This is a genomic window from Rummeliibacillus stabekisii (genome assembly GCF_007988965.1).
Lineage (GTDB): Bacteria > Bacillota > Bacilli > Bacillales_A > Planococcaceae > Rummeliibacillus > Rummeliibacillus stabekisii.
In genome coordinates this window covers 29,406-45,599 of record NZ_BJVD01000016.1, presented here as the reverse complement: position 1 = coordinate 45,599, position 16,194 = coordinate 29,406, and the positions used below count along the sequence as shown (strand labels likewise).

Sequence of the window (16,194 nt, the reverse complement as noted above, 5' to 3'; positions counted from 1 at the left end):
TGTTTTCGCTTGTTTTGGCGACTTATTAAGTATACCATAACTTCCTTTTGAAGTCAACAACTTTTTATTCTTTTGTTATTCTTCATTTGTTCGTCATAAGCGACTTAAATATAATACCAAGTTCACTTAACTAAGTCAACACTTTTAACAAACTTTATCAAAAGAATTTTTAATCTCAGTTAATCTAAATTCGGCAACCAAATAAGTATATCAACAAAACACTTTCTCTGCAAGGGAAAATAGACAAAAGATAAAAAGCAAATTCCGACTTTCTAATAATTCGCCAGTTGGTTTTCGCCCACCAAACTATATGTTTCTATTTTTATCAATTATCGTGCTCTACTTACTATCATTAGTAATAACATTTCACAAGACAAGTCGGCTTTAGTTATTAAACCCTTCACCATTAAATTAGAAACGTAATATTCATATATAAAGAAAAAACTGTAGGCAAATCCAAAGTAATGGATTTGCCTACAGTTAGATAAGCATTGTTTCTATTAATCACGATTGCGCATTAATGGGAATAACAATACATCGCGAATAGATTGTGAATTAGTCAAAAGCATAATTAAACGGTCAATTCCAATACCTAAACCACCTGTAGGAGCCATTCCATATTCTAATGCTTCTAAGAAATCTTCATCCATCTCATGCGCTTCATCATTTCCTTGCTCTTTTTCGCGCATTTGACCTTCGAAACGTTCACGTTGATCAATTGGATCATTTAATTCCGTAAACGCATTAGCATGTTCACGACGGACAATGAACAATTCAAAGCGATCCGTGAAGCGAGGATCTTCAGGGTTTTTCTTAGCTAGTGGAGAAATTTCCACTGGATGTCCATAGACAAATGTTGGTTGTACTAGTGATTCTTCTACTTTTTGTTCAAAGAATTCATTAATAATATGGCCAACTTCCATTGTTTCTTTGACATCGATATGGTGCTCACGTGCTACTGCTAGAGCTTCTTCTTTCGTCATCTCTTTCCAGAAATCAACGCCTGTTGCTTCTTTAACAGCATCTACCATGTGCAGACGTTTCCAGCCTTTAGACAAATCAATTGTGTCTTCACCGTATTGAATTTGTGTTGTACCCATTACTTCATTTGCCACATGGACAAATAAATCTTCTGTAAGGTCCATAATGTCATGGAAATCTGCATATGCTTCATATAATTCAAGTAGTGTAAACTCTGGGTTATGGCGAGTTGACACACCTTCGTTACGGAATACTCGTCCAATTTCATAGACTTTTTCCAAGCCGCCGACAATTAGGCGTTTTAGATACAATTCAATCGCAATACGCATATACATTTTTGCATCCAACGCGTTATGGTGCGTAACAAACGGACGAGCTGCTGCTCCACCTGCGATTGAGTTCAACATAGGTGTTTCTACTTCTAAATAGCCTTTATTATCTAAGAAATTACGGATTGAGCGTATAATCTGACTGCGAGCGATAAATGTCTTTTTGCTATCCTCGTTTGAAATTAAGTCCAAATAGCGTTGACGGTAGCGTTGCTCTACATCTTGCAAGCCGTGATACTTCTCAGGTAATGGACGCAAAGATTTAGATAGGAATGTGAATTCTAATGCTTTAATTGTTAATTCGCCAACATGGGTAATGAATACAGTCCCTTTAATACCGACAATATCACCAAGGTCCGCATGTTTGAAAATATCATAAGCTTCTTCACCGATGGCATCTTTACGTACATAGATTTGAATTTGCCCGCCAAGATCTTGGATGTTTGCAAATCCAACTTTCCCCTTGCTGCGTTTGGTCATGATACGGCCAGCAATTACCACTTCATGTTCTTTCTCTTCTAATTCTTCTTTTGAGAAATTCGCAAATTGTTCTTTTATTTCATTTGTTAAATGTGTACGTTCAAAACGTCCACCGAACGGATCTAAGCCTTGTTCTTTTATTGCATCCATCTTTTGGCGTCTCACCAATAGCTGGTCATTTAATTCTTCTGCCACAATTTTCACTCCTTATAGTTGTGCCGCTAAATAGCCCATACTAGTTATTGTACACAATTTTTACAACCGATTCACGTCTTTCTGCTCAATTTTCATTTTACGTCTATTGCTAAGGTAAGGAAAAAGCCGCCACAATCTTAGTGGCAGCTCTTCTCGTAATTAACCAATTTGAATAGAAGACGCATCATTTTCGCTTTCTTCTGTTTCTAAGACTAGTTCATTTAAAATAGCGCGCAGCTCTTCAGCTGTCTCAGCTTGATTGATTTGATTGCGTGTTTTTCCGTTGCCTCGCAATCCTTTTAAATACCATGAAGCATGTTTACGCATCTCGCGGACTGCAATATTTTCGCCTTTCAGCATGAGCAAACGCTCAAAATGTAATAAACATACTTCTATTTTTTCGCGTATTGGCGGTTCCGGCATGAGCCTTCCCGTTTTCAAATATTCAACTGTCCGATAGATCATCCATGGGTTCCCAAGTGCTGCTCGGCCAATCATCACGCCATCAGCGCCTGTATGATCTAATAGGCGTTTAGCATCTTCAGGTGTTTCAACATCACCGTTTCCGATAAACGGAATAGAGATATTTTCTTTCACCTCTTTTAAAATGTCCCAATTTGCATGCCCTTCATACATTTGCAAACGTGTACGACCATGCATTGCAATTGCCGATGCACCCGCACGTTCTGCAGCCTGTGCATTTTTCACTGCATACACGTGGTCTTCATCCCAACCGATACGCATTTTACAGCTGACTGGTTTATCGACTGCATCCACAACAGCGGAAACCATTTCGTAAATTTTATTCGGATCAAGGAGCCATTTAGCCCCTGCCTCACATTTAATAATTTTATTGACGGGACACCCCATATTGATATCTATAATATCCGCATTCGTATATTTGTCCACATACTGAGCTGCTTCTACTAACGTTTCTTTATCGCCCCCAAAGATTTGGAGGGAAAGCGGATTTTCCCGTTCATCTATATAAAGCATGTCTAAGGTTTTTCTGTTCCTTTGGACAATCCCTTTATCTGAAATCATCTCAGCGTATACTAAACCTGCACCAAACTCTTTTACGGTTAGACGGAATGCAGAATTGCAGACGCCAGCCATTGGTGCAAGTACAACGCGATTATCCATGACAATATCGCCTATTTGAAAAGGTTTTTCTTGTGTAGCCAATGTTTTTCCTCCCTTTTAGGATTTAGTAATTATCGCTTCATCATCCCAATGCGGAAGATATGCTTATATTCATAACACTTTGTATTAAAAATCAAGAGAACTCCGATTCTTCCATTGTCTTACGCCACCTCGCCCTATCTTTTGGAGCATTTTCTGATACGACTCTTGCGTACGAGGAGAGTAAAGATTTGGTGTCACTTCAAGCAATGGCACAAGAACAAACGCTCTTTCGTGCATTCTTTCATGGGGCACAATCAGTTTCTCTGTTTCAATATTGTCATTATTATAGAGCAAAATGTCAAGGTCTATTGTACGCGGCCCCCATCTAATCAAACGTTCTCTCTTTAATTCTTGTTCAATTCCCTGGCAAACCTCAAGCATTTGTAAAGCTGACAGTGTTGTACGTACATGCACCACCATATTCAAAAATAGATCTTGGTCTGTATAACCTACCGGGTCTGTTTCGTAAATAGAAGAGATATTCGCTACATTTACCTCAGGATTACTTCGAAGCATGTGTACCGCTTGTTTGAGCGTTTCTTCTTTATCTCCCATATTTGAACCTAAAGAAATATATACATCATTCATTGAAAGCACCTCTTGTAATCTCAACTGCTACTTCCTTATAATGGCCTTTAATTGGAGGGTCAGGCTTAATCACTTCCAAACGAATGCCTTTGACTTCCTCTTTATAAGTCTTAAGAATAACATTAGCAATTTCTTCAGCTACTGCTTCAATCAGTTTGTAAGGTTTACCCTCTACGATTTTTTCACATAGCGTATATACATCCGCATAACTAACGGTATTATCTAACTTGTCAGTTTGGCCAGCGTTCTTCAAATCAGTAGCCAGGGCTACAGTAACGCGAAATCTTTGACCTAACACTGTTTCTTCCTTCAAAACCCCATGATAACCGTAAAACTCCATATCTCTTATATGAATATAATCCATCTCATTCACTCCTTATCCTCTATATCGACTTAATGCACAGGTAGACTTTAAAACTTAACACTGGCCGTTGAGCTCCATTAAATTAATTCACATATAGTGAAGCTGTAGTAACTCTTATTAAATACAGCTTTATTTAAGCGCATCCATCATTTTCATCATGCGAGCAATTGGCAACACATCATGAACCCGTACCATATGACATCCTTTATCGACACCGTAACAACAAGTAGCAGCTGTACCTTCCATACGTTCATCCACCGGTAAATCGAGTACATTGCCGATCATTCTTTTCCGTGAAGTTGCTAGTAATACAGGGTAGCCCATATCCACAAGGTTTGACAGATTCTTCATCATTTCAATATTTTGTTCATGCGTCTTCGCAAAGCCAATGCCTGGATCTAGCCAAATAAAACGATCATCCACACCAGCTTGACGAGCGATTTCAACACTTCTTTCTAAATCACTCTTCACACTGCCCCAAAAATCTTCACCATAATTTTCATCCTGCCGATTATGCATTAAAATAATGGGCACTTTGTAATCAGCAGCTACCTTAGCAATCTCTGGATCATATGTAGCTCCCCATATATCATTAATAATATGTGCGCCCGCTTCTACCGCAGCTCTTGCTACCTCTGATTTGAATGTGTCGACAGAAATTAATACATCTAGTTCCTTACGAATGGCACGTATGACAGGTAGGATACGCGCCATTTCTTCTTTTGCTGTAACAGCAGTATGGCCGGGTCTTGTAGATTCTCCACCTATATCTATAATCTTCGCTCCATCCGCTACCATTCTTTTAGCATGTTCCAATGCGCTATCTACTGCATCAAATCTTCCTCCATCAGAGAAAGAATCTGGTGTTACATTTAAAATGCCCATAACAATCGTTTCTTTGCCTAAATCAAGTGTATGGCCATGAATGACTAACGGTTGGTTATTCATTAACTTCATGTGCTTGCGCTCCTTTGTCTATTCCTACAATCAGTATAGCAATACCTTGTACATCAGGAAAAGGGGGTGAACCAGCTGCATGGCAGAAAAAAAGAATGCACTATCCATAAAGGACAGGCATTCTTAAATAATTAATCATCATAGTGATATAAAGGTGTACTTAAATAACGTTCACCGTTATCAGGAAGTAATGCAAGAACATTCTTTCCTTTGCCTAGGCGTTTAGCTGTTTCAATCGCTGCATACATCGCTGCACCTGCAGAAATACCACCTAAGACTCCTTCTTCTTTCGCTACTTTACGCGCTGTTTCAAAGGCATCTTCATTTTCAACTGGTAATATAGAGGTATAGATTTCTGTATCTAAGACCTCAGGTACGAATCCTGCCCCAATTCCTTGAATTTTGTGAGGACCCGGTTTTTTGCCTGATAGAACTGCAGAGTCTTTTGGTTCCACTGCAATCAATTCAATATTAGGGTATTTTTCTTTCAGCACTTCGCCAGTTCCAGTAATCGTACCACCAGTTCCTACACCAGAGATAAACGCATCTAAGTTAAGTCCTTCAAATGCTTCTATAATCTCTGGTCCCGTTGTCCGGCGATGTATTTCAGCATTAGCAGGGTTTTCAAATTGCTGTGGTACAAACCAGCCGTTCTCTTTAGCTAATTCATCCACTTTAGCAATAGCGCCTTTCATTCCATCAGCACCTGGTGTTAAAACAAGCTCTGCACCATAGGCACGCAATAAATTGCGTCTTTCCATACTCATCGTATCCGGCATGACAAGAATTGCTTTGTATCCTTTTGCAGCGGCAACCATTGCAAGACCGATACCTGTATTCCCACTTGTCGGTTCAATAATCGTACTACCAGGCTTTAATTTGCCCTCTTTCTCAGCTGCCTCAATCATTGCAACAGCAATACGGTCTTTTACACTGCTACCCGGGTTGAAGTATTCGAGTTTTACATAAACATTCCCGTCGTTTGGACCAGTTATATTATCTAACTTGACGATCGGTGTATTGCCTACTAAATCCACTACTGAATTTACAATTTTACTCATTATCTCCACTCCTAAACCCTAGTATTTTTGTTGGTTTTATTATCTTTATTTTATGCTTTTGCAATTAGGTTTGTCAATCATTTCCGTTCCTAGTTATATGCATCTACATTTATCGCATTAAGATTTTTGAGCGCGAATTTCGTCAATAAAACCTTCTAAATCTTCTTTAGAGTAGTGATATTTTTCTTCACAGAAATGGCATTGAGCTTCTGCCATACCATCTTCATCGATCATATCTTGAATTTCTTTTTCGCCAAGGCTCAATATAGCCGCGCCGAAACGTTCTTTTGAGCAAGTACATTTAAATTGAACAGGCATTGTCTCTAAGAATTCAACGTTATCTTTTCCAAGCACTTCTTCTAACACTTGTTCAGGAGAGTAACCTTTTTGAATCATTTTTGAAACAGGTTCAATTTTTGATAGTTGGTTTTCAATGTCAGTAATTGTTTCATCATCTGTACCAGGCATTACTTGAATAATAAATCCACCAGCAGCCAAGATGCTATCATCCGTATTAACAAGTACACCAAGGCCTACAGAAGAAGGAACTTGCTCTGATTTTACAAAGTAATAGGTAAAATCTTCAGCAATTTCACCTGAAACGATTGGCACCTGACCAGTAAAGTGTTCACGTAATCCAAGATCTTTTACAACTGTAAGCGTTCCTTCTGTACCAACTGCTCGTCGTACATCCAATTTGCCTACTTCATTTAAATCAAATTCAACATGAGCGTGTGTAGGATAGCCGCGCACTTCACCTTTAGCATTGGCTACCACAACCATTGGACCAATCGGCCCGTTACCTTCCACCTTAACCGTGATTGTATCCTCACCTTTTAGCATAGCACCCATCATGACAGCAGCTGTCATTGTACGCCCTAATGCAGCAGAAGTAGTTGGCCATGTATCATGGCGTCGTTGCGCTTCTCCTACTGTTTCTGTTGTACTTACAGCAAACGCACGTACACTCCCATTAAATCCAAGCCCTCTTACTAAATAATCAGCCATTTTTATTCCTCTTTTCTTCTTGATTTCTTTTATAAATTAAATGTAATCCTTTTAATGTTAAAAGGGGATCTACAACATCAATAACCCGCGATTCTTTTGCAATCAGTTCTGCTAGGCCGCCTGTTGCAACGGCTAAAGCTCCTTCGCTACCTTCTTGCCTCATACGATTTACTATTCCCTCAACTTGTCCTATATAACCGTAGACAATCCCTGCTTGCATGGAGGAAACCGTGTTTTTTCCGATAACACTTTGAGGGCGGGCCAATTCAACGCGAGGGAGTTTCGAGGCCTTGGTAAATAAGGCTTCCATTGCGATTGAAATACCAGGCGCAATAGCCCCGCCTAGATAACGACCTTTTTCATCAATATAACAATACGTAGTGGCAGTACCAAAATCTACAACAATAAGCGGAGCTCCATATTCATGGATGGCAGCTACTGCATTAACAATGCGGTCAGCACCGATCTCCCTAGGATTTTCACTATGGATATTCAACCCTGTTTTAACGCCTGGACCCACAACGAGGGGTTCTACAGCAAAATATCTTTTACACATTAATTCTAAGGTAAACATAATCGGTGGCACTACTGAGGAAATTATAATACCACGTATGTCGGAAAGAGATAAAGATTTGTGCATAAACAGCATTTTTATTTGCATGGCATACTCATCTTCCGTTTTGTGCACATCTGTTTTTAAACGCCAATGATGTTGCAGTTTGTCTTCTTTATACACACCTATCGAAATATTGGTATTTCCCACATCCATCACTAATATCAAAAGTATTTCCCTCATTTCTATCCCATCACTAAAAGCAAGCATATCTCCTTAGTATAAGAAAAAGCTGACCACCTTCTAGCAAGGGATCAGCTTTTTACTTTACAGTATGGCTTACTGTCTAGATATTATCGTTGCGGCTTGTATGATTATCGTTTTTTGGAAGATCAGAAACAGTAGGGTCTCCACTGCCTGAAGGATTCACTTTTGTTTCTGTTACGATATCAGCATCCGTTGATTCTTTGCTTTCCACAACAGCTTCGTGATGTGTTTTTCTTTCATATGAACGTTCAGGAAGCTTACCGTATTTTTCTAAGTGCTCAATTTGTTCAGCGTCCAACGTTTCTACTTCAAGTAAAGTAGTAGCAATCAGATTTAGAAGGTCACGGCGTTCTGTTAAGATTTGTTTTGTTCGTTCATATTGTTCTTTAACCATAAATTGCATCTCTTGGTCAATTTCATATGCAATCTTATCTGAGTAGTTTTGTTCAGAATTAATATCACGACCTAAGAAGACGTTGCCTCCCTGGCTTGAACCAAATTGCAATTGGCCAAGTTTATCGCTCATACCATATTCAGTAACCATAGACCGTACAATGCTTGTTACACGTTGGAAGTCATTATGTGCGCCGGTAGATACTTCGCCAAAGACGATATCCTCTGCTACACGTCCACCAAGTAAACCGGCAACTTTATCAAGTAACTCTGGTTTTGTCATGAAATAACGGTCTTCTTTTGGTAGCATTACTGCATATCCGCCTGCTTGACCGCGTGGCACGATTGTAACTTTGTGGACTTTTTCTGCTTCATCCAATGTTAAACCAACAACAACGTGGCCGGCCTCATGGAATGCAACAATATTGCGCTCTTTCTCAGAAATGACACGGCTTGTTTTCGCAACACCAGCAATAACGCGGTCTGTTGCTTCATCAATATCGCCCATATCAATTTTTTTCTTATTTTCACGTGCAGCCACTAATGCAGCTTCGTTCAATAAGTTTTCTAAATCAGCGCCCGAGAAACCTGGTGTACGCTGTGCGATAGCTTTCAAGTCAACTGACTCATCTAAAGGTTTTTTACGAGCGTGTACTTTAAGTACAGCTTCACGGCCTTTGACGTCTGGACGACCGACAGTGATCTGTCTGTCAAAACGACCCGGACGTAAGAGGGCAGGGTCTAAAATGTCTGGGCGGTTTGTAGCGGCGATAATGATAATACCTTCATTTGCGCCAAAGCCATCCATTTCAACAAGCAATTGGTTAAGCGTTTGTTCGCGTTCATCATGACCGCCGCCTAATCCAGCACCACGTTGACGACCAACTGCGTCGATTTCATCAATAAAGATAATACATGGAGCATTTTTCTTAGCGTTTTCAAATAAATCACGTACTCGAGAAGCACCAACACCGACGAACATTTCGACGAAATCAGAACCACTGATTGAGAAGAATGGTACGCCTGCTTCCCCTGCTACAGCTCGAGCTAATAATGTTTTACCGGTACCAGGAGGGCCCACTAATAAGATCCCTTTAGGTATACGTGCGCCAATTTCAGCAAATTTAGTATGGTCTTTAAGGAAATCTACAACCTCTACTAATTCTTGTTTTTCTTCGTCCGCACCCGCTACATCGGTAAAGCGAACTTTTTTCTTCTGGTCATCATAAAGTTTTGCTTTGCTTTTACCAAAGCTCATCATGCGATTGCCGCCGCCTTGAGCTTGGTTCAACAAGAAGAAGAACAGAATAAAGATGACTACAAATGGAATGATTCCGGTAAAGAACTGTATCCATCCATTCGATTCTGGTGCGCCTAAGAAGTTAATTTTAGAACTCGTTTTAGCTTCTTTACGAATTTCATTCATTAACTCTTGGTCATCACGCGGGATATTTGTTACGAATGATTCGCCTTTTTTATACCCCTCGATTTTCCCTTTGACGACATAAACTAACTGATCCGGTTGTATAGTAGCCTCAGTTACCTTGCCGTTCTCTAATGCTGTAATGAACTCGTGATACTGTATTTCCTTTGTAGGTTGGTTCGCATTATTAAACGTACCAAAAATCCCAATGATCACGAGGAAAATTAATAAATAAAATATGGTGTATCGAAATATTCGATTCATCCCCAGCCTCCTCACAAGATAAACAGAAAAACTATAGTAAATCTTAACATATGAACTTTTGGTTAGTACAATGAAAAGCCTTTTATCTAGCACGTTTCCCGGAAAATTTGTTTACAGCGAGAAAACGTCTTAGTTTGAATATACAGCAGGCTTCAATACACCAATATATGGAAGATTACGATATTTTTCTGCATAGTCTAAACCATAGCCGACTACAAATGCATCCGGCACTTCAAAACCAACATAATCTGCTTTTAAATCTACCTTGCGTCCAGATGGTTTATCCAATAATGTTACGATTTTTATTGATTTTGCTTTGCGGTACTTAAACAAATCAACCAAATAGCTTAAAGTTAATCCACTATCAATAATATCTTCTACTATGATGATGTCGCGGCCTTCCACACTTGTATTTAAGTCTTTCACAATCTTTACTTCACCAGAAGAAACAGTTGCGTTTCCGTAGCTTGTAACATCCATGAAATCTAGTTCAACATAAGAATCCATTCTTTTGATTAAATCTGCCATAAACGGCATAGCACCCTTTAATACGCAGATCATTAATGGAAAATCATCTTGGTACTCAGCAGCTAACGATTCGCCAAGTTCTTTAATTTTGTGCTGTAGCTCTTCCTCTGAAATTAATACGTTTTCAATGTCTTTCTCAAGCATCTTGTGTTTCCTCCTTGGTAGTAAATCAACATGGTAAAGCGAAAATTTCAACCGGCGAGAGTATTCTTCATTTCCCTTTAGGTTCTATGAAAGAACTCTCTTGTCGATGATGAATAGGGCATCATCTTCTGCCCGCTTGCTAGTAGAAAGATAGTTGCTCATGCGGAGACCAGGAACTGCAAGCACCAAATTATCGTCAGATGTGACAATTGGCCAATTCTCCCTTAACGCCGCAGGAATCTTTTCATCTATAAAAAGGCGAGATACTCGTTTTTTTATATTTGTTCCTAGCAAATCGATACGGTCGCCATCCATTCTGCCACGAATATGTAATGGTAGTGCAAAATCTGAAGTATTTACAAAGTAGCATTTTGCGAAGGATGTGGTGTTCGTAGGAACAGCATGGTCTGCTTTCCCTATATACATACGCAAATCATTCGGCAAATCAATCCATTGGCCAAATGGCAATGTTCTAGCAATTAATGCAGGTGTCTCCTTATGTGCTTTTACAAGCGACAGCTGGTCGTACTCCCGTATTGCTAGGGCTCCTTTTGGTAAATTAATTGTTGCATTTCCATCTGTTGATTGTGTCAGTTTTAATATAGCATTGCTAAGTGTGTAGCTTTGTTCAATGTTTGGATTTTCGTAAAGATATTTTAATAGTAGTAGAATGATTCTTCTTTGTAAAGCAAGGGGTTGATTATGGAATGCTTTGATATTAATTTTCCACAAATCACGCTGTTTTTCAACTAATAGCTCTTGTAATGCTTGTTCTGCATAGCTTTGTAATAATTGTTCATCCTCTTGCACTTTTTCTGTGTAATGCATAATAGCTTCTGCAATGTTTTCATTTTCGGCTCTTAGGAGTGGTACAACATGGTGCCTGATGCGATTGCGTGTATAAGAATCCTTCTTGTTGCTTGAATCCTCCCTGTAGCCTTGATGATTTCTTTGTAGATAATCTACTATTTCTTCTCTTGTCACAGAAAGAAACGGACGAATCAATTCGCCGTTTGCAAAAGGGCGACACCGTTTAATTCCTTGCATGCCGCCTTCTAATAAACCTCTGGTTAGTGCCATAATCACACTTTCTATTTGATCATCTGCATGATGGGCTACAACAAGCTTTGTGCTTTCTGTTTCCTGCATGACTTCTTTAAAGTAGGCATAGCGTTCTCTTCTGCACACCGCTTGCATATTGCCACTTTCTTTTTCTAGTATAGCGGGAATTGGGATATCGGCAGCATAGACCGGTATCCCTTTATCCTGGCAGAAGCTTTCTACAAATCGGCGGTCTTCTTCCGATTCGCTTCCTCTCAACATATGGTTGACATGGACAGCTGCAACGGAAACACCCAGTCTCTCTTTTTCTTGATAGAGAAAATGCAGTAAAGCCATTGAATCTGCCCCAGCAGAACAAGCTACAAGCAATCGATCTTCCTTATGACATAACCCATATTGCTGAATATACTCTTTTACTTTCGTTTCGAACGGCGCCATTTTCTCACCTCACTGTTAGTTTACCACTCTTTTGTGTGAAGTTTCTTGGAAAGTTGGCTTAAATAATGACCAATCAACTGTTTTATGCTGAATCTCAACGCAAACAATTGTACAATCATCGACTGGTTTGTCATTATTGCGGAATGATCTCATAATTTCTGGACATATTTCATTAATTGGCAAGCTTCTATGTTGCAGAAGACAATTGCGAAGCATTTTTTCTTGTTTTTCCCATGGCATATCTTCAAAGAAAAGTCCGTCTGTACACATAAAGATAATATCCCCTGCTTTAAGTGTCCTTTGCTCTGCTTCTACTGAGTAGGATGTATAGATGCCAAATGGTTCGCTGGCACTTTCAAGTCGTGTTACCTCTCTCCCCCTTACCAAGTAAGTTGCCATGCTGCCTGCTTTCCAAGACCACAACTTGCCATGCTGTAAGTCAATTAAAGCAAAGTCCATTGTGGCATACATTTCTTCCTGTTTAAGTGACATCACATAGTGAAGTGTATGCATAGCCGTTTCAGGAGACATTTGATGATGCAAACATTCCCGCATTAAGCGAATGAGCTTCCTGCTTTCTTTATGGGATTGCTTGTTATGCCCCATTCCATCTGACAGCATAATCGCTGTAAGACCCGGATTTAGCGAGAATACTGCGTGTGAGTCACCAGAGTACATCGTATTGTCTCTAGATGTAGATAAGACATCATACGAAAGATCAAAACGAATAGCTGATTGAAAAGTGATTTGCAAATGCGCATAGGGTTTGGTCTTTTTAATCGTTTGGTTAATTTCAAATGGCTCCTTAAAAACATCCTGTAAGGCAGGTAAAATAAGTCTTTCAGCTACCATTTGGTCTGTTTCCCATTGAGCCTTTTTGAAAGGGATACAGCAAACTACTTTCCTATTACCCGGTTCATTTGCCAAGATATCAATTTGGAAGAAATCAATTCCTATTTCTTTAAAGCGAGACACTAGCAAATCTTCATGCTGTTGGAAAGAGACAGCGTCATTCGTCATATCTTTCATTACATGGTCAATATGCAGCGACATATCTCTTAATTGTAAGGCAATCATCTTCTTTCCATGATGAAATTGTCCGCTTAACTGCTGCTTTGATACGTATTCTGCTAAAGCATTCAATAGGGATGGGGAGCGTACACATTTGTAGCGCAATTTATCTTCTGATTGCTTCTTTGCTCCGTGATCATTAATGGTATCTGCCTTGAGCCACTGCTCCATTATCGAGCGCATTTCCTCTTTTTTCCCCCAGCACCGTTCAAATTGATAGCATGTTTCACATGGGGACAGCGGTCTTGCCTCTATTTCTTCTTCTTGTTGCTCCACTATGCTAAAACGATCATTCACAAGTTCTTTCATAAATGTCACAAAGTCATTAAAATTGGTCAGTTTCATAGTTACCTTTTCTGTAAGCCAACGCTGTCTTTCTAACAGGGTATCCTCATGATTCGGATATAATTGTTGCTGCCAATATGAGAGCCAGCTTTTTGGTATAGTTAAAAACAATAATGCAGCGATACCCAGCGCAATCCAATATGTTTGGTCAATCGGCAATGTTGCATCGTAGAGCATAAAAAATGCCGTCGCAATACCACTGCCTATGATGATGCCGAATTTCCCCACCTTCTTACATATACCTGCACAAAGCCCAGTCAATGCATACACTGCAATCATTCCACTAAAGGATAAATGAGACAAGCTGATAATCGTACCCATTAATACAGCGATTGCGGTTGATAATGTCACACCCCCTACATAGGCAGCTCCTAGTATGACTAGTTGCAGGGCAATGTAAGTAGGTGACAGGATATTCAACACAATATTATTTGTAGATGTCAGCATTATAGCGAGGGCTACCAGCGCAGCTCCAATCCGCTCCAATGTCCAGGAAGCATTCCATAGTGCAGGCATCGGTAATAAACACTGCATTAAAAATAAAGTCATAAAGATTGATAATATACTCTCATATCCCACATATAATAAAATCATGGAAGGTGGCTCACCGTGATAAGAAATCATTTGCCAAGTCACTTGCATAAGCAAAACGGAAATCCCTACAACGAAAGCAATTGGCACTTTGCGTATGAACGTCTTTAGTAATAGTACAAAGATGGTTAGTTCACCTATGTGAATCAATGACTCGCCAATGCCCAATGTCACACTACCAAGCATTCCTCCGAAAAGGGCCCACATAAAGTAATCTCGATGATTGGCATATACAACAGCCATAATAGGCAAGAAAAAGGGAACAATCGCCTCAAATAGGACTGCTTTGGATAAGAAAAAAGCAGAAAAGCAAAGCGCTAACCCAAAAAGCACCGGATAAGCCTGCTTCAGGCCGATCGAAACTTTAGGTATGGATAGTTTATTTGATTGGATAAATTCTTTTCTCATCGTGACATACCTCCAATATTCTTATATATATTTCTGCCAGTATACATGGATATGACTGTAAATTTTGTCTGTTTGTGTTCAATATTTAAAAAATCGTTCGACGGCAAATCACATAGTTTATAAAAATAAAACAAAAAGCGCTTGACATAGTGAAAACAATTCTTGTATTATGTATTATGTTGCTAACACGGCGGCCTAGCTCAGCTGGCTAGAGCGTACGGTTCATACCCGTAAGGTCGGGGGTTCGATCCCCTCGGCCGCCATCATAAAAAAAGAAGCCTTCCAATTGGAAGGCTTCTTTTTTGTATTTCGAAAGAATTATAGATAAAAAGCGGCCGCCTCTGGATGAATATCTCAGGGCGGCCGTAAGAACGGACAGTAAGACACCAACATCAGTAGAAGGTCTCCCTACTGAGTGAAGCTTCACTTTCGTTTATTAGTAAATTGATTAATACACTTTTTCTACGATTAAAATAGCCAGCAAGTTACCCTCTTCTTGCACCTCGGCCACCACGTTTTGAATCTTGTGCACGCTTCAAAGTTGAAAGACGATCTTCACTGTCTTTAAGGAAGCGAGCCATTTTTTGCTCAAAGTTTTCCTTAGGTTGGCGATGTTCACCACGGTCATTTGAACGGTGGTTGTTGTTACGTGGGCGATGAGGACGTTCTGGTCGTTCTGGTCGCTCAGGTTGAGGTTTTGCCTTGCGAATGGATAGACCAATCTTACCGTCTGCTTCTACATTCATTACTTTTACTTCGACCATTTCTCCAACTTTCAAATGGTCATTAATGTCTTTAACATAGTTGTCAGCAACCTCACTAATATGAACAAGACCTGTTGAGCCATTTGGCAGCTCTACGAATGCTCCGAAATTTGTGATTCCTGTTACTTTACCTTGTACCTTGCTGCCTACTTCAATTGACATAAAAAAAATGCTCCTCCTTAAAATGTAAGCGACTTATTAGTCTTATATTCAAATATGTGTTCTTTGATTCTTATCTTTATTATAGCCAACAAAAAAAGAGTGTCAATAAGACTACTCTTTTGAATCTGTTTTTTTCTTATCCTTTTCAGACGATTTAGGTGTTGAAAAAATAATTTCTCCGTCTTCCGATAAGAATAAATCCTTCCTTGCAAGTTTTGCGATGTAATCATCATCATTCAATTTAGCAATTTGAATTTTTAAATCTTCCTGCTTCTCTTTTTGCTTTGCAAGCGTCTTCTGTAGCTCCGTTTTGTGTTGTTCTTTCACTGCGAGAGTGTGCTTTTGTTTCGCCAACATAAAGAAAAGGGAACCAGCCATAAGAACAAATAGAAGTGTCATAACCCCAAGACGACGATATAAGCCAATCTTGCGTTTTTGATGTGTGCTGTTTTTTTGCATCTCTGCTCTTGCATAGTCTGTTGGCATTTGTGTAGTTTTTTTGTACATTTGCTTCGATGGTTTTTGCATATAAGCGGGTGGTAACCCTAGCCTCCTTTACTTGGTGATTTCTAACTTCCCCATAAGAGGGTATAATTCCTTCAAACAAGGAACTATACCCTTTCATTTAGCATT

The 16,194-nt window shown here is 39.5% G+C and carries 14 protein-coding genes and 1 tRNA gene; 1 reads left to right on the top strand and 14 read right to left on the bottom strand.

Going from position 1 to position 16,194, the window contains the following annotated elements; all coding sequences use genetic code 11:
- Positions 1-500 precede the first annotated feature (500 nt).
- The 12 genes from lysS to RST01_RS15685 form a co-directional block, all read right to left on the bottom strand.
- Positions 501-1,985, bottom strand: a complete 1,485-nt coding sequence (gene lysS / locus RST01_RS15740; protein WP_147198289.1) for a lysine--tRNA ligase — start codon at positions 1,983-1,985, stop codon at positions 501-503.
- Positions 1,986-2,144: 159 nt separating this feature from the next.
- On the bottom strand, positions 2,145-3,170 hold the full coding sequence (gene dusB, locus RST01_RS15735) for a tRNA dihydrouridine synthase DusB (protein ID WP_256467894.1): 1,026 nt from the start codon (positions 3,168-3,170) through the stop codon (positions 2,145-2,147).
- Positions 3,171-3,254: 84 nt separating this feature from the next.
- Positions 3,255-3,758, bottom strand: a complete 504-nt coding sequence (gene folK / locus RST01_RS15730) for a 2-amino-4-hydroxy-6-hydroxymethyldihydropteridine diphosphokinase (RefSeq protein ID WP_147198287.1) — start codon at positions 3,756-3,758, stop codon at positions 3,255-3,257.
- Positions 3,751-4,122, bottom strand: a complete 372-nt coding sequence (folB, locus tag RST01_RS15725; RefSeq protein ID WP_147198293.1) for a dihydroneopterin aldolase — start codon at positions 4,120-4,122, stop codon at positions 3,751-3,753. Before folB ends, folK begins: the two co-directional genes overlap by 8 nt.
- A gap of 129 nt (positions 4,123-4,251) precedes the next feature.
- Positions 4,252-5,079 (bottom strand): dihydropteroate synthase, encoded by an 828-nt coding sequence (gene folP, locus RST01_RS15720; protein ID WP_147198285.1) that lies wholly within the window; start codon positions 5,077-5,079, stop codon positions 4,252-4,254.
- Positions 5,080-5,210: 131 nt separating this feature from the next.
- Positions 5,211-6,140 (bottom strand): cysteine synthase A, encoded by a 930-nt coding sequence (gene cysK / locus RST01_RS15715; RefSeq protein WP_147198283.1) that lies wholly within the window; start codon positions 6,138-6,140, stop codon positions 5,211-5,213.
- A gap of 117 nt (positions 6,141-6,257) precedes the next feature.
- Positions 6,258-7,148: an Hsp33 family molecular chaperone HslO gene (gene hslO, locus RST01_RS15710; RefSeq protein WP_147198282.1), complete on the bottom strand. Its 891-nt coding sequence runs from the start codon at positions 7,146-7,148 to the stop codon at positions 6,258-6,260.
- Positions 7,141-7,929: a type III pantothenate kinase gene (locus RST01_RS15705; RefSeq protein ID WP_184117621.1), complete on the bottom strand. Its 789-nt coding sequence runs from the start codon at positions 7,927-7,929 to the stop codon at positions 7,141-7,143. The genes hslO and RST01_RS15705 overlap by 8 nt, the downstream gene beginning before the upstream one ends.
- A gap of 118 nt (positions 7,930-8,047) precedes the next feature.
- Positions 8,048-10,048 carry an ATP-dependent zinc metalloprotease FtsH gene (gene ftsH / locus RST01_RS15700; protein ID WP_147198278.1) on the bottom strand — a complete coding sequence of 667 codons (2,001 nt, stop codon included), beginning with the start codon at positions 10,046-10,048 and terminating at the stop codon, positions 8,048-8,050.
- A 129-nt stretch (positions 10,049-10,177) separates the two neighbouring features.
- The gene (gene hpt / locus RST01_RS15695; protein ID WP_066791321.1) at positions 10,178-10,720 is read right to left on the bottom strand and encodes a hypoxanthine phosphoribosyltransferase; all 543 of its coding nucleotides are present in this window, start codon (positions 10,718-10,720) and stop codon (positions 10,178-10,180) included.
- An 84-nt stretch (positions 10,721-10,804) separates the two neighbouring features.
- Entirely contained in the window at positions 10,805-12,220 is a 1,416-nt protein-coding gene (gene tilS, locus RST01_RS15690) for a tRNA lysidine(34) synthetase TilS (protein ID WP_147198276.1), read from the bottom strand.
- A gap of 15 nt (positions 12,221-12,235) precedes the next feature.
- Positions 12,236-14,635, bottom strand: a complete 2,400-nt coding sequence (locus RST01_RS15685) for a SpoIIE family protein phosphatase (RefSeq protein WP_147198274.1) — start codon at positions 14,633-14,635, stop codon at positions 12,236-12,238.
- 189 nt (positions 14,636-14,824) lie between these two features.
- Here RST01_RS15685 and RST01_RS15680 point away from each other — a divergent pair.
- Positions 14,825-14,898 (top strand) — tRNA-Met (locus RST01_RS15680).
- Between the two features lie 222 nt (positions 14,899-15,120).
- On the opposite strand, the gene RST01_RS15675 is transcribed toward RST01_RS15680, so the two are convergent.
- Positions 15,121-15,561 (bottom strand): S1 domain-containing RNA-binding protein, encoded by a 441-nt coding sequence (locus RST01_RS15675; RefSeq protein ID WP_066791315.1) that lies wholly within the window; start codon positions 15,559-15,561, stop codon positions 15,121-15,123.
- A gap of 111 nt (positions 15,562-15,672) precedes the next feature.
- Positions 15,673-16,089 (bottom strand): FtsB family cell division protein, encoded by a 417-nt coding sequence (locus RST01_RS15670; protein ID WP_066791314.1) that lies wholly within the window; start codon positions 16,087-16,089, stop codon positions 15,673-15,675.
- Positions 16,090-16,194 lie beyond the last annotated feature (105 nt).

Excerpts from the sequence above, each read along its gene's own strand:
- folK (WP_147198287.1), bottom strand. The coding sequence starts at position 3,758 with ATGAATGATGTATATATTTCTTTAGGTTCAAATATGGGAGATAAAGAA.
- folB (WP_147198293.1), bottom strand. The coding sequence starts at position 4,122 with ATGGATTATATTCATATAAGAGATATGGAGTTTTACGGTTATCATGGG.
- folP (WP_147198285.1), bottom strand. The coding sequence starts at position 5,079 with ATGAAGTTAATGAATAACCAACCGTTAGTCATTCATGGCCATACACTT.
- cysK (WP_147198283.1), bottom strand. The coding sequence starts at position 6,140 with ATGAGTAAAATTGTAAATTCAGTAGTGGATTTAGTAGGCAATACACCG.
- hslO (WP_147198282.1), bottom strand. The coding sequence starts at position 7,148 with ATGGCTGATTATTTAGTAAGAGGGCTTGGATTTAATGGGAGTGTACGT.
- ftsH (WP_147198278.1), bottom strand. The coding sequence starts at position 10,048 with ATGAATCGAATATTTCGATACACCATATTTTATTTATTAATTTTCCTC.
- hpt (WP_066791321.1), bottom strand. The coding sequence starts at position 10,720 with ATGCTTGAGAAAGACATTGAAAACGTATTAATTTCAGAGGAAGAGCTA.
- tilS (WP_147198276.1), bottom strand. The coding sequence starts at position 12,220 with ATGGCGCCGTTCGAAACGAAAGTAAAAGAGTATATTCAGCAATATGGG.
- RST01_RS15685 (WP_147198274.1), bottom strand. The coding sequence starts at position 14,635 with ATGAGAAAAGAATTTATCCAATCAAATAAACTATCCATACCTAAAGTT.
- RST01_RS15675 (WP_066791315.1), bottom strand. The coding sequence starts at position 15,561 with ATGTCAATTGAAGTAGGCAGCAAGGTACAAGGTAAAGTAACAGGAATC.
- RST01_RS15670 (WP_066791314.1), bottom strand. The coding sequence starts at position 16,089 with ATGCAAAAACCATCGAAGCAAATGTACAAAAAAACTACACAAATGCCA.